The sequence below is a fragment of the Photobacterium damselae genome (assembly GCF_003026815.1).
GTDB classification, from domain to species: domain Bacteria; phylum Pseudomonadota; class Gammaproteobacteria; order Enterobacterales; family Vibrionaceae; genus Photobacterium; species Photobacterium damselae.
This window is the reverse complement of the sequence record NZ_PYOG01000025.1, coordinates 1-12993: the sequence shown is the minus strand read 5'-3', so window position 1 is coordinate 12993 and position 12993 is coordinate 1. Positions and strand designations below refer to the sequence as shown.

At 43.3% G+C, this 12993-nt stretch carries 10 protein-coding genes and 4 tRNA genes; 2 read left to right on the top strand and 12 right to left on the bottom strand.

Annotation, left to right across the window (positions count from 1 at the left end):
- Window positions 1–57: 57 nt before the first annotated feature.
- Window positions 58–2634, bottom strand: coding sequence for a leucine--tRNA ligase (gene leuS / locus CTN07_RS17390; protein ID WP_005298048.1), 2577 nt, complete (start codon window positions 2632–2634; stop codon window positions 58–60).
- A 359-nt stretch (window positions 2635–2993) separates the two neighbouring features.
- On the opposite strand from leuS, the gene CTN07_RS17385 reads away from it, so the two are divergent.
- Window positions 2994–3476 carry a zinc ribbon-containing protein gene (locus tag CTN07_RS17385; protein WP_005298050.1) on the top strand — a complete coding sequence of 161 codons (483 nt, stop codon included), beginning with the start codon at window positions 2994–2996 and terminating at the stop codon, window positions 3474–3476.
- Between the two features lie 116 nt (window positions 3477–3592).
- On the opposite strand, the gene CTN07_RS17380 is transcribed toward CTN07_RS17385, so the two are convergent.
- The 7 genes from CTN07_RS17380 to mtgA form a co-directional block, all read right to left on the bottom strand.
- Window positions 3593–4288, bottom strand: a complete 696-nt coding sequence (locus CTN07_RS17380) for a lipid-binding SYLF domain-containing protein (protein ID WP_005298052.1) — start codon at window positions 4286–4288, stop codon at window positions 3593–3595.
- Window positions 4289–4404: 116 nt separating this feature from the next.
- Window positions 4405–5958 carry an apolipoprotein N-acyltransferase gene (lnt, locus tag CTN07_RS17375; protein WP_005298054.1) on the bottom strand — a complete coding sequence of 518 codons (1554 nt, stop codon included), beginning with the start codon at window positions 5956–5958 and terminating at the stop codon, window positions 4405–4407.
- Window positions 5959–5964: 6 nt separating this feature from the next.
- A complete protein-coding gene (gene corC / locus CTN07_RS17370) occupies window positions 5965–6837 on the bottom strand; it encodes a CNNM family magnesium/cobalt transport protein CorC (protein WP_005298057.1) in 873 nt (290 codons plus the stop codon).
- Between the two features lie 77 nt (window positions 6838–6914).
- Entirely contained in the window at window positions 6915–7379 is a 465-nt protein-coding gene (gene ybeY / locus CTN07_RS17365) for an rRNA maturation RNase YbeY (protein ID WP_036763359.1), read from the bottom strand.
- Window positions 7379–8497, bottom strand: a complete 1119-nt coding sequence (locus tag CTN07_RS17360; RefSeq protein ID WP_005298062.1) for a PhoH family protein — start codon at window positions 8495–8497, stop codon at window positions 7379–7381. Before CTN07_RS17360 ends, ybeY begins: the two co-directional genes overlap by 1 nt.
- Window positions 8498–8619: 122 nt before the next feature.
- The gene (gene miaB, locus CTN07_RS17355) at window positions 8620–10044 is read right to left on the bottom strand and encodes a tRNA (N6-isopentenyl adenosine(37)-C2)-methylthiotransferase MiaB (RefSeq protein ID WP_005298064.1); all 1425 of its coding nucleotides are present in this window, start codon (window positions 10042–10044) and stop codon (window positions 8620–8622) included.
- Window positions 10045–10208: 164 nt separating this feature from the next.
- Window positions 10209–10901 carry a monofunctional biosynthetic peptidoglycan transglycosylase gene (mtgA, locus tag CTN07_RS17350; protein ID WP_005298065.1) on the bottom strand — a complete coding sequence of 231 codons (693 nt, stop codon included), beginning with the start codon at window positions 10899–10901 and terminating at the stop codon, window positions 10209–10211.
- 140 nt (window positions 10902–11041) lie between these two features.
- Between mtgA and CTN07_RS17345 the strand changes: the two genes are divergently transcribed.
- Complete coding sequence (locus tag CTN07_RS17345; RefSeq protein WP_005298066.1) at window positions 11042–12202, top strand: 2-octaprenyl-3-methyl-6-methoxy-1,4-benzoquinol hydroxylase; 1161 nt, start codon at window positions 11042–11044, stop codon at window positions 12200–12202.
- Window positions 12203–12521: 319 nt separating this feature from the next.
- Here the strand turns inward: CTN07_RS17345 and CTN07_RS17340 are convergent.
- From CTN07_RS17340 to CTN07_RS17325, 4 genes are all read right to left on the bottom strand, one after another.
- Window positions 12522–12606: transfer RNA gene (locus CTN07_RS17340), tRNA-Leu, on the bottom strand.
- 34 nt (window positions 12607–12640) lie between these two features.
- Window positions 12641–12715 (bottom strand) — tRNA-Gln (locus CTN07_RS17335).
- A 45-nt stretch (window positions 12716–12760) separates the two neighbouring features.
- Window positions 12761–12845: transfer RNA gene (locus CTN07_RS17330), tRNA-Leu, on the bottom strand.
- A gap of 47 nt (window positions 12846–12892) precedes the next feature.
- Window positions 12893–12977: transfer RNA gene (locus CTN07_RS17325), tRNA-Leu, on the bottom strand.
- Window positions 12978–12993: the final 16 nt, after the last annotated feature.

The window sequence follows — 12993 nt, the reverse complement described above, 5'->3', positions numbered from 1 at the left end:
ACATAAAAAAAATCCCCGCACTTAGGCAGGGATTTGGGTATTACAGTAGCTAAAAGATTAGTTTGCTACGATGTTCAGTAGTTTACCTGGTACGTAAATTACTTTACGAACAGTTAGACCATCAGTGAACTTCGTTACGTTCTCATCGTTAAGACCTAGATCTTCTACTTGCTCTTTAGTTGCATCTGCTGCAACGGTCAGTTTAGCGCGTAGTTTACCGTTAACCTGAACAATGATTAGCTTCTCATCTTCAACCAATGCTTTTTCGTCAGCTTGAGGCCATACAGCGTGGTCGATATCTGATTCACCTAATGCTTCCCACATAGTGAAACATACGTGTGGAGTGATAGGGTAAAGCATACGAACGATAGCTTTTAATGCTTCATCCATTAGAGCGCGATCTTGAGCTGATTCTAGAGAAGCTTTAGTTAGCTTGTTCATTAGCTCCATGATCGCAGCAATTGCTGTGTTGAATGTTTGACGACGGCCAATATCATCACTTACTTTAGCAATAGTCTTATGAACATCGCGACGAAGTGCTTTTTGATCGCCTGTTAGCGCAGCAACATCAAGAGCTTCAATTGCACCGTCAGCTGTTAGTTCGTGAACCAGTTTCCAAACACGTTTTAGGAAGCGGTTAGCACCTTCAACACCAGACTCTTGCCACTCAAGTGTCATATCAGCAGGTGAGGCGAACATCATAAATAGACGTACTGTATCTGCGCCGTATTTCTCAACCATCTCTTGTGGGTCGATACCGTTGTTCTTAGACTTAGACATCTTAATCATGCCTGAGTGTTCAACTTCACGACCTTCAGTGTTTACAGCTTTAGTGATGCGACCTTTACCGTCACGTTCTACCGTTACTTCTGTTGGTGCAACCCACTCTTTACCACCTTTTTCATTGGTGTAGAAGAAGGCATCAGCCAGTACCATGCCTTGACATAGTAGTTGCTTAAATGGTTCGTCAGAAGTCACATAACCTGCATCACGAAGCAGTTTGTGGAAGAAGCGAGAGTATAGTAGGTGCATACAAGCGTGCTCGATACCACCGATGTACTGATCTACAGGTAGCCAGTAGTTCGCTTTTTCTGGATCAAGAATATCGTCAGCTTGTGGACTACAGTAACGAGCGTAGTACCAAGATGATTCCATGAAGGTATCAAACGTATCGGTTTCACGTAGTGCTGGTTCACCGTTAAACGTTGTTTTCGCCCACTCTTTATCTGCTTTGATTGGGCTAGTTACGCCATCCATTACCACATCTTCTGGTAGGATAACTGGTAGCTGATCAGCAGGTACTGGATGTACTTCGCCATCTTCAGTGGTTAGCATTGGGATTGGAGCACCCCAGTAACGTTGACGAGATACACCCCAGTCACGTAGACGGTAGTTAACAGTCTTTTTGCCTTTGTTTTCAGCTTCAAGTTTCGCTGCAATAGCATCAAATGCGCCTTGGAAATCCAGACCATCGAACTCACCAGAGTTAAATAGAATGCCTTTCTCTGTGTAAGCTGCTTCTGAAATATCTAGCTCGCTACCATCTTCTGGCTTGATAACAGCCATGATGTCGATGCCGTACTTAGTTGCAAATTCAAAGTCACGCTGATCGTGAGCAGGAACCGCCATTACCGCACCTGTGCCGTAATCCATAAGTACGAAGTTAGCAACGTAAACTGGAACTTCACGACCGTCTAGTGGATGGATAGCCGTAAGACCTGTATCCATGCCTTTCTTTTCCATGGTCGCAAGATCAGCTTCTGCCACTTTGTTGTTACGACATTCGTGGATGAAATCAGCAAGTGCAGGGTTGTTTTCTGCTGCCTGTGCCGCAAGAGGGTGACCTGCTGCGATACTAACGAATGTTACACCCATTAGTGTATCAGGACGTGTTGTGTACACTTCTAGTGGTTTGTCTTGACCAACCACATTAAATTCAAGTTCTACACCTTCAGAACGACCGATCCAGTTGCGCTGCATGGTTTTTACCATATCTGGCCAACCATCTAGTTGGTCAAGATCGTTTAGCAGTTCTTCTGCATATTCAGTGATCTTAATGAACCACTGTGGGATCTCTTTTTGTTCAACTGGAGTATCACAACGCCAGCAACAACCATCTTCTACCTGCTCGTTAGCAAGAACGGTTTGGTCGTTTGGACACCAGTTCACAGAAGAGGTCTTCTTATACACTAGGCCTTTTTCATACAGCTTAGTGAAGAACTCTTGTTCCCAACGGTAGTACTCAGGGGTACATGTTGCGAATTCACGGTTCCAATCGTAACCAAAACCTAGCAGTTTAAGCTGGTTTTTCATGTATTCGATGTTTTCGTAAGTCCAAGGCGCTGGCGCAGTCTTATTTTTAACGGCTGCGTTTTCTGCAGGAAGACCAAATGCATCCCAACCGATTGGTTGCATTACGTTCTTACCTTGTAGGCGCTGGTAACGAGAAATTACATCACCGATGGTGTAGTTACGCACGTGACCCATGTGCAGTCGACCACTTGGGTACGGGAACATAGAGAGACAGTAGAATTTTTCTTTATTAGGATCTTCGCTAACAACAAACGTTTTGTTGTTGTCCCAATGTTCTTGAACTTTCTGTTCAATGTCCTGTGGACGATATTGTTCTTGCATCGATGACATCCGGGATTTTGTGAGTTAAGTACAAACACATTACTTAGAATCGACATAGAATAGCGAAAGGGAGGTGTGTCAACAATAGCTGATGGCAAATCACCCAATTAATTGTAGCGATAAACCGGATATAAGTCGTAATTTAGAGCGATACTTAAGCGAGTAGCACGATTTTTCATTGCTCCAGCTATTTGAAGGTCTGTTTAAGTCAATGGCGATTCTATTGCAAAAAGGCAGATTCAGATTGCATTACTCACAGCGAAAAATCGTATGCTTAGCCGTGAATCGATGTTATTACATACGTAACAACAAAATATGGCGGTGAAAACGTAACAGCCCATAGCCGAAGGAGAAATGCTATGCCAAAACAAAAAGCTGAATATGAGCTATTACTGGAGAAAGCTACCGAGGCGCTTAAGCATAGCCCCGAAAAGCTCAAAGAGTTTCTTGAAGTAACCGAAAAATATGGTGAAGCGGCAAGTGATATGACCAAAGATGAGTTGGCGTTAATTAAAGCTTATCTAAAGTCTGATATGAAAGAATTTGCCGATAACGTTGAAAAAAGCTCAGAGCCTTTTGCTGAGAGTCCATTCTATAAATTGGTTTCTGAATCCATTTGGCAAGGCTTGGCAGATATTACCGATAAAACTCAAGTTGAATGGCATGAAGTAACCGCCGATCTTGAGCATCATGGCGTGTATAAAGCCGGTGAGCTAATTGGATTAGGTGAGTTGGTTTGCCAAAAATGTGGTCATAAACAGGTTATTACTCATGTAACTCGTATTGAGCCTTGTATCAAATGTGGTGGCGTTGAATTTACTCGTAAGCCACTGGCGCCATAACGATTGAGAAAAATACCGTTCTCTGATTAGAGTTAATAAAAAACGCAGTCGATGATTTCGCTGCGTTTTTTTGTTTTTACACTTTTTGTTTTTTTATTATCTAGACATGAAATAACTTATTGAAGCTCTTCTACCGTATCGACAATCACAGCAGCTTCCGATTTTTTCTCTACTGGAGCGGTTGGTTTTGCAGCTTTTGCAGGCGATGGTGCATCTAAACCTTTTACTTTTCGAGTGATGTCTGAAATCGGCTCATAATCAAATTTTTGTCCTGCAATAGCGGCTTCTAGCATTAAGCCTCCTTTTGCCAGAGTAAAGATAGCAACGCCATTAACATAGCTAGCATTAACATAGTCATTACCAGCACTTGCGTTCACACCTGTGGTTCCCGCTTTGGCTTGAGCGCCTTCTGTAATGGCAACCGCAGAGGCTTGGGCTTCTAACTCAAAGCTACCACTGGTAAAACGGTCGTAAGCGCGTTTATCTTGGAAAAAGATGATTTCGCTGTAAGCTTGTCCACCAAACTGAAGGCCAATCGAGACTTGGTATAATTTGGCATAACCTGTAATGGTATTTCCACGATAGGCCGTACCAGAGCCGTATGCTCCACCAATCCAGAATCCACCTTTACCTACACTTGGGAAAATCGCATAGCCGTATGATGAATGGAAGAAAGGCCAAGTTTGCGGCGCTTGTTTAAATTTATTTAATGCCGCTTCTGTGTCTGGGTCACTACTGGCGTGAGAGAGTGATGAGATACACAACAGAGCTGCTGCACATAACATAGAAAAGAGTCGATAAACTGGTTTCATTTGGGCGATTCCTTACTGTTATGGAGCTGGTTGAATGCTCCATTATTCCAATTTAATACTGTTTTTTATCATAACAAATAAAAAAGGCGAAGTGTTAAACTTCGCCTTTTCAGATTTTATTCAGCTTCCGTTGTCACTTTCGCTGCTTTTTTCTGGCTGTATTTTCGGCCAAACAATAGGGCGATAACACTGATTAAGGCGCAATATACATAGAGAGGCCAGCTACCCATATGGCCGTAAGGCGTTGTACCTAAGGTCGGGACCACTTTATCTCGCAATACTGCAGTCTCAAACTGTGGGATCTTTTTAGTGATATTACCATCTGCATCTACCACTGCGGTGATACCCGTATTGGTTGCACGTAGCAGAGGTTTACCTAATTCCAGCGAGCGCATCTGAGCAATTTCCATATGTTGGAATGGACCGATAGAGCGGCCAAACCATGCATCATTGGATAAGGTCAGCAGCAGTTCAGTGTTAGGATGAACGTTCTCTCTAACTTGTTCACTAAAAGCAACTTCGTAGCAAAGTGCTGGCGCTATCGATAATCCATGGGCTTGTAAGTTCGGTTGAATATAAGCGCCACGACTGAACGATGACATTGGCAGATTGAAAAACGGCGCAATCGGTCTTAGTAAATCACCAAATGGAACAAATTCACCAAAAGGCAGTAAGTGATGTTTGCTATAACGATGAGCGGTTGCGTAGTTATAAGGGCCTGCCGGATTGACGCCAAGAGTGAGAATATTATTGAAAAACTCACCGTCAGCTTTTTGATCCAACACTCCTGTTAATAACGTAGTGTGATGCTCACGAGCGGTTTTATCCAGATTTTCAAGAAACGTTGGGATCTGCTCTTCTAGGGCCGGAATTGCCGCTTCTGGCCAAATAATAATATCGGCATCCCAGTTTTGCTCGGTCAGATCCATATACTTCATCAAGGTTGGCCATCGCTGACTTGGTAGCCATTTTAGCTCTTGAGGAATATTACCTTGGATAAGGGCAACCGAGACAGTTCGAGAAGGATCTGGCTTAACCCACTGGATAGGTTTAAGAGCAAGACAGCTTGCGACGATAATCACTGGGATTAGGAGAGTTTTCCATGCTCGATAATACAGAGTTGCAACAATGGCGCCACTGATCAGTACCAGAGCTAAAGTAATGCCTTCTACTCCAAGAATTGGCGCTATGGTTCTTAAGGGGCTTTCAATTTGGCTATAACCCATCCACAGCCATGGAAAACCCGTTAAGAACCAACCTCTAAACCAATCGAGTAAGAGCCAAAGAACAGGGCCTGAAACAAGCAACTGCAACACAGGTTTCTGGCGGAAAAATCGGTGGTAAAGATTAGCAAAGATGGCTGGATAGAGGGCAAGATAACTAATAAGCAGCGTCATTAAGAACACGCTGGCAATTTTAGGCATGCCACCAAAATTATCAATACTGACGTGAACCCAGCTGATTCCAGTACCAAAGATTCCTAATCCCCAAAAAAAACCAATCAAAGTTGACTGTTTAATTGTTTGTTTTTGCAGCAATAGGAAAAATAAAATCAGTGAAATAGGGGCCAAATACCAGTGGCTATAAGGCGCAAATGAGAAGGTGGCTAGAGCACCAGCAGGGACAGCTGCAATCAGCCGTCCCAGAAGATTAAGTTTTTTTGTTGTCATTCTTTGTTATGCAGACGTTGTCGGTAATTGCGCATCATTAGGTACAGTAACCTGTAATTGAATAACGCGACGGTTATCAGCAGCTGTTACTTTAAATGCATAACCATCAAGCTCTACCACTTCACCTCGACTTGGCAGATGACCAAAGCTTGTCATCACTAAACCGCCAATGGTGTCCACTTCTTCATCGCTGAAGTTGGTGTGGAACAGCTCATTGAAGTCTTCAATGGTAGTAAGCGCTTTCACCGAATAGGTATGCTTGCTTAGCTGACGGATATCTTGCTCTTCATCGTCGTCAAATTCGTCTTCGATTTCACCAACGATTTGCTCAAGAATATCTTCAATGGTAATAACACCCGATACTCCACCAAACTCATCGACTACAATCGCCATGTGATAACGTTCTTCGCGGAACTCCTTTAGTAGGCGGTCCACACGCTTGCTCTCTGGTACAACAACAGCAGGGCGCAAGACTTTATCGATATCAAAAGCGTCACTATCAGGAAGGAGATAACGAAGAAGATCTTTAGCAAGTAAAATACCTTCAACATGATCTTTATCATCACTGATAACTGGGTAGCGGGAGTGTTGAGCATCAACAATAAGATCTACTAGATCTTCTAACTTCTGAGAACGTTCAATGGTAATCATCTGTGAGCGCGGGATCATGATGTCACGAACTCGCATTTCAGAAATCTCCATTACGCCTTCAAGCATGTCACGGGTATCGTGATCAATTAAAGCGTTTTCTTCTGAATCACGGAATACTTCAACTAATTCTTCACGATTTTGTGGTTCGCCTTGAAATAGTTGGCCAATACGTTCAAAGAAGGATTTTCTACTCGGACCTTCAGAATTTTGCGTGTTATCGTCGTTCATTATTCAGTTTCAAAAGTATGTGGTCTGTGCCACGGAAATGCCACTCACCTCCTTGGCAAGTGGCGCTGTTAGCTATATTACTGCTTTTCGGCTGCATAAGGATCAGGAAAACCCATTTTTTCCATGATTTCCGTCTCTAATGCTTCCATTTCTTCAGCTTCATCGTCTTCAATATGGTCATAACCCAGTAGATGCAAGCTACCATGAACCACCATATGTGCCCAGTGAGCTGTGAGCGTTTTGTTTTGCTCAGGAGCTTCACGTTCAACGACTTGACGACAAATAACTAAATCACCAAGGAGATCCATTTCCATGCCTGGAGGGGCTTCAAAAGGAAAGGATAGCACATTGGTTGGGCGATCTTTGCCTCGATACTCTAAGTTGAGTTGGTGACTCTCTGCTTCATCAACTAAGCGTATGGTCACTTCAGCATCGGCTTGGAACGGAGTAATTGCCGCTTCTAACCAAGATTGAAAATCAGCTTCTGTTGGTAAGCCTGTTTCGCTTTCAGTGGCATATTGTAAATCGAGATAAATTGCCATTAGTTACTCTGTTGTGGTTCTGTTGGCTTAGTAGCCGGATTCTGGATATTTGCCATAGCAACCGCTAATTGCTCTGCTTGCTTGGCTTCTTGTTCTTGGCGACGACGCTGCTCGGCAAGTTTTCGCTGTTTTTGATCTTCGCTTTCCCAGACTTCATAAGCTTGTACGATTCGTGCAACGACAGGGTGACGGACAACATCGTTAGCTTGGAAGAAGTTAAAGCTTATATCATCAACTTCCGATAATACTTCAATTGCATGACGTAGACCTGAACGAGCACCACGAGGTAAGTCGATCTGAGTCACATCACCTGTAATAACGGCTCTTGAATTAAAACCAATACGAGTTAGGAACATTTTCATTTGCTCAACAGTCGTATTCTGGCTTTCATCCAAAATAATAAAAGCATCATTAAGAGTTCGGCCACGCATATATGCTAATGGGGCAACTTCAATGACATTTCGTTCAATTAATTTTTCAACTCGCTCAAAACCGAGCATCTCAAACAGGGCGTCATACAGTGGTCGTAAATAAGGGTCCACTTTCTGACTTAAATCACCTGGTAAGAAGCCAAGCTTTTCTCCCGCTTCTACCGCAGGACGAGTCAGTAAGATACGGCGAATCTCTTGACGCTCTAACGCATCAACAGCGGCAGCAACGGCTAAGTAGGTTTTACCCGTACCAGCAGGACCAATACCAAATGTAATGTCATGAGTGACCATATTGGTAATGTATTGTGCTTGATTCGGTGTGCGGGGCTTGATGATGCCTTTTTTAGTTTTAATGTGAACTTCTTTACCGTACGGAATAGAAGATTCCACGTTTTGTTCCAAAACACCCGATTCTTTAATTGCAAGGTGAATGGCATCAGGCTCAATATCTGGAATATTGTTATGTACCGGAGCCGTATCAACATACAGATTTTTTATGATGTTGATTGTTGCAGCGACCGTATGAGGCTGGCCCACTACAGTAAATAAATTGCTACGGTGATTTATTTCTACACCCAAACGGCGCTCAAGGTGTTTGATATTGTCGTCGAAAGGGCCACAAAGGCTGGAAAGGCGCTGATTGTTAGCGGGTTCCAGAGTCAGTTCTTCTGTAATAATCTTACTCAAGGTTGCCTCTCATCAAGGGGTTTTTCATAACTATGATCAAAAACCAATTGTTGGGCAAGCGTATGGTGCCCAAATTGCTTGGGCACCACTTAATTATTGCTACATTAGGTTAGCAGCAACGACTAAGGTGTATATACGCCAACACCCAAATCATCTTCTTTACGTGTTTTTTCCATCACTTCTGTTGGTGACATCGCAACACGAAGATCCATTTCAGCTTCGGTACGAATCAGTTCACCACGTAGTGAGTTAGCAAAAACATCGGTAATCTTAACATCAACAAATTGACCGATTAGGTCTGCTGAGCCTTCGAAGTTTACTACACGGTTGTTTTCAGTACGACCGCGAAGCTCCATAACGTTTTTCTTCGATGGACCTTCAACAAGAATACGCTGCTCAGTGCCTAGCATTTGACGAGAGAAACGCATTGCTTGGCTGTTAATTTGCTGCTGTAGCTCGTATAGACGCTCTTTCTTCACTTCTTCAGTCAGATCGCATGGGTAATCTGCTGCAGGTGTACCAGGGCGTGGTGAGAAGATAAAGCTAAAGCTCATATCAAAATCCACATCGCGGATCAGCTTCATAGTATCTTGGAAGTCTTGATCTGATTCACCTGGGAAACCTACGATAAAGTCTGAGCTGATAGTGATATCAGGACGTGCTTTACGTAGCTTACGAATTTTTGATTTGTATTCAATTGCTGTATGCGGACGCTTCATCATAGTTAGAATACGGTCTGAACCACTTTGTACTGGTAAGTGTAGGAAGCTTACTAGTTCAGGAGTGTCTTGGTAGACTTCAATGATATCGTCGGTAAATTCAATTGGGTGGCTTGTGGTATAACGAATACGGTCAATACCATCAATTGCCGCAACAAGGCGTAGTAACTCTGCAAATGTTGCGATTTCGCCATCATAAGTTGCACCACGGTATGCGTTTACGTTTTGACCTAGTAGGTTTACTTCACGTACGCCCTGTGCTGCAAGTTGTGCAATTTCAAATAGAACATCATCTAAAGGACGGCTAACTTCTTCACCACGAGTATATGGTACTACGCAGTAAGTACAGTATTTTGAACAGCCTTCCATAATAGATACGAATGCTGTTGGGCCTTCAGCGCGAGGTTCTGGCAGGCTATCAAACTTCTCAATCTCAGGGAAAGAGATATCCATTACTGGAGCTTCAGTTGATTGCGACTGCTTAATCATCTCTGGTAGTCGGTGTAGGGTTTGAGGACCAAAGATTACATCAACATAAGGTGCGCGTTGGCGAATAGAGTCACCTTCTTGGGTTGCCACACAGCCGCCCACACCAATTACAAGACCTGGCTTCTTATCTTTTAGCGTTTTCCAACGACCAAGCTGGTGGAAAACTTTCTCTTGTGCTTTTTCGCGGATAGAGCAGGTATTAAGCAGTAGTACATCTGCTTCTTCTGGGTCTTCTGTTAATTCGAAGCCGTTAGCCGCATTAAGAAGATCCGCCATCTTTGATGAATCGTATTCGTTCATCTGGCAGCCCCAGGTTTTAATAAGCAGTTTCTTTGCCATCTCTAACTCTTCACTAATCGTGGTTTAACATTGCATTCATATTGCCAATTTTACAGGATTTTTAGCCCATAGAAGGCCGCGACCTGTAGCAAGCCGCGTATTGTACTGCTTTACGCCGACTATGACTAGATCATCACCACCCCGAATAAATTGTGGGTATTCGTTTATTGACTGAGTTTGTTCACTGCCGCCATAGATAATTGACGCATCTGTTTGCGAATCCAGCGACTACGTTCAAGAACATAGCGACTAGGTGGATTGGCTTTTAACTTATATGGGTTGGGCAGAACAGCAGCCAATTGTGCCGCTTGTTGAGCCGTTAGATAGCGAGCTTTAGTATTGAAAAAGTGTTGGCTTGCCGCTTCAACCCCGAAAATACCAGGACCAAATTCAATGACATTTAAATACATTTCCAAAATACGTTGTTTTCCCCAGATAACTTCCATCCAAATAGCGTAATAGAGCTCAACCGCTTTTCGAATCATTGAGTGGGCTGGAAATAAAAAGACATTTTTAGCGGTTTGTTGCGTAATCGTACTGGCGCCTCGTTTGGGACCATTGGCTCCTGTCTGTTTAATTACCGTCAAAATAGCATTGATATCAAAACCATAATGAGAGGGAAACAGTTGATCTTCTGAGGCAATAACCGCCAGCTGCATATTCTTTGATATTCGATTAAGGTCGACCCAAGTGTGTTGTCGATGTGTCGGATAGCCTTTTGGTGGAAATAAGCTGCGGTGAATTTGCCAGCCCCAAAATGGAGGATCGATATATTTTAGACTCGCAATTTGAATAACAGGAATGATCAGAAGGCTAAGCAGCAAAATGAGAAGATAACGTTTAATGCGATCCAGCATGCGACAAATGGTTCCTTAGTCGATAATTTCTCGTAAAATAGCACCAGATAAAATTTATTCTATCTATTATTGATTCTGAGTCTGTTCTCAAAATTTTAGATAGATTTCTTATTTGCCGAGCATAACAGAAAGGTAAAAGTATGGAACCATTTGATTTTGTTGTTGCAGGTGGCGGCATGGTTGGCGCTGCAACGGCAATAGGGCTAGCTCAACAAGGTTTTCGTGTGGCGGTGGTGGAAAGTCATCAACCTGTCCCATTTCATTCCTCTCAGCCTGCCGATCTCCGAGTCTCTGCAATCTCACCTAACTCTATCTCTTTATTACAGCAGTTAGGCGCTTGGGACACAGTGATGGCCATGCGAGTTTGTCCTTTTAAGCGCTTAGAAACGTGGGATGCTCCTGAATGCCGTACACGCTTTCATGCTGATGAGCTTAATGTCCCTTGGCTTGGATACATCGTCGAGAATCGAGTGATCCAGCTAGCGTTATGGCAGCAATTTGAGTCTTATCCGAATATAACGCTATTGTGTCCAAATAAGATTGTTACGATGCAATCGGTCGATAATGGTTACCAATTATTACTCGATAACGAGCAGCAACTCTCAACGAAGATTCTAATTGGTGCTGATGGGGCGAATTCATTTGTGCGCCAGCAAGCGGGTATCGGGATCACTGCGTGGGATTATCGCCAACACTGTATGCTGATTCATGTTGAAACTGAATTAGCACAACAAGACATTACTTGGCAGCAATTTACGCCTCAAGGACCACGATCTTTTCTTCCATTACCAGGGCATCAAGGCTCACTAGTTTGGTACGACGCACCAGAACGTATTCGAAAGTTAAGTCATATGCCTGCCGAGCAGCTAGAGCAAGAAATTTATCGTCATTTCCCTGCTGAGTTAGGCAAAGTGACGGTTGTTAATCGAGGATCTTTCCCTCTGACTCGTCGCCACGCTCAGTGTTACGCACAATCGGGTGTTGTTTTGCTTGGTGATGCGGCTCATACCATTAACCCACTAGCGGGTCAGGGGGTTAATTTAGGCTTTAAAGATGTGCTTGTTCTGCTTGATGAAGTAGAAAAGGCGGGGGCAAATTGGGCTCAAGCGACAACCTATCAACGTTATGAACGTCGTCGCCGACCTGATAATTTATTAATGCAGTCAGGTATGGATTTATTTTACACCGTCTTTAGTAACACATTGCCGCCATTACAACTGTTGCGAAATGTGGGATTACGACTTGCTGATAAAGCTGGGCCAGTAAAAAAACAAGTACTTAAGTATGCAATGGGCATTTAGTACGGCAAGACTTGGCAAATAATCGCACGATTAAAGCGGGTGAATGGGATACCTAATGATTTGGGTAGATCGCTCACCCGTTTTTTTGTGACTAGTTATTGTATGCCTAAAGTAGTGCAATATAGCCAGAGCAATAGGTAGTGTAGGTCGATAAGAATTAAGATTGGATTTGAGAGTGGAGATAAAGAAAAAGCCGAGGGTTTACACCATCGGCTAACAACCAGAGAGATACGATCATATAAAGGCTGTTAAACAATAAATGCCATATCGAATTATCGACAGGTCATAAAAAACCCACCAGAAGGTGGGTTTTAAAAGATGGTGCGGAAGGAGAGACTTGAACTCTCACACCTTGCGGCGCTAGAACCTAAATCTAGTGCGTCTACCAATTTCGCCACTTCCGCAATGTCTACCGAGATAACTCGTTAAACTTAAATATGGCAGGTCTACCTGGATTCGAACCAGGGGATGACGGGATCAAAACCCGTTGCCTTACCGCTTGGCGATAGACCTAACGAATTCTTAGTATAACTAAGATTTCTTCAACAATCTAGATAATGGTGCGGAAGGAGAGACTTGAACTCTCACACCTTGCGGCGCCAGAACCTAAATCTGGTGCGTCTACCAATTTCGCCACTTCCGCGTATTCAGATTGTTACTTTAAGTTGTATGAAACAACATAAAGAAAGATGGTGCGGAAGGAGAGACTTGAACTCTCACACCTTGCGGCGCTAGAACCTAAATCTAGTGCGTCTACCAATTTCGCCACTTCCGCAATGTTTACCGAGATA

What these genes read in the sequence shown, in the direction of transcription:
- leuS (WP_005298048.1), bottom strand. Translation starts at nt 2,634, where the DNA reads ATGCAAGAACAATATCGTCCACAGGACATTGAACAGAAAGTTCAAGAA.
- CTN07_RS17385 (WP_005298050.1), top strand. Translation starts at nt 2,994, where the DNA reads ATGCCAAAACAAAAAGCTGAATATGAGCTATTACTGGAGAAAGCTACC.
- CTN07_RS17380 (WP_005298052.1), bottom strand. Translation starts at nt 4,288, where the DNA reads ATGAAACCAGTTTATCGACTCTTTTCTATGTTATGTGCAGCAGCTCTG.
- lnt (WP_005298054.1), bottom strand. Translation starts at nt 5,958, where the DNA reads ATGACAACAAAAAAACTTAATCTTCTGGGACGGCTGATTGCAGCTGTC.
- corC (WP_005298057.1), bottom strand. Translation starts at nt 6,837, where the DNA reads ATGAACGACGATAACACGCAAAATTCTGAAGGTCCGAGTAGAAAATCC.
- ybeY (WP_036763359.1), bottom strand. Translation starts at nt 7,379, where the DNA reads ATGGCAATTTATCTCGATTTACAATATGCCACTGAAAGCGAAACAGGC.
- miaB (WP_005298064.1), bottom strand. Translation starts at nt 10,044, where the DNA reads ATGGCAAAGAAACTGCTTATTAAAACCTGGGGCTGCCAGATGAACGAA.
- mtgA (WP_005298065.1), bottom strand. Translation starts at nt 10,901, where the DNA reads ATGCTGGATCGCATTAAACGTTATCTTCTCATTTTGCTGCTTAGCCTT.
- CTN07_RS17345 (WP_005298066.1), top strand. Translation starts at nt 11,042, where the DNA reads ATGGAACCATTTGATTTTGTTGTTGCAGGTGGCGGCATGGTTGGCGCT.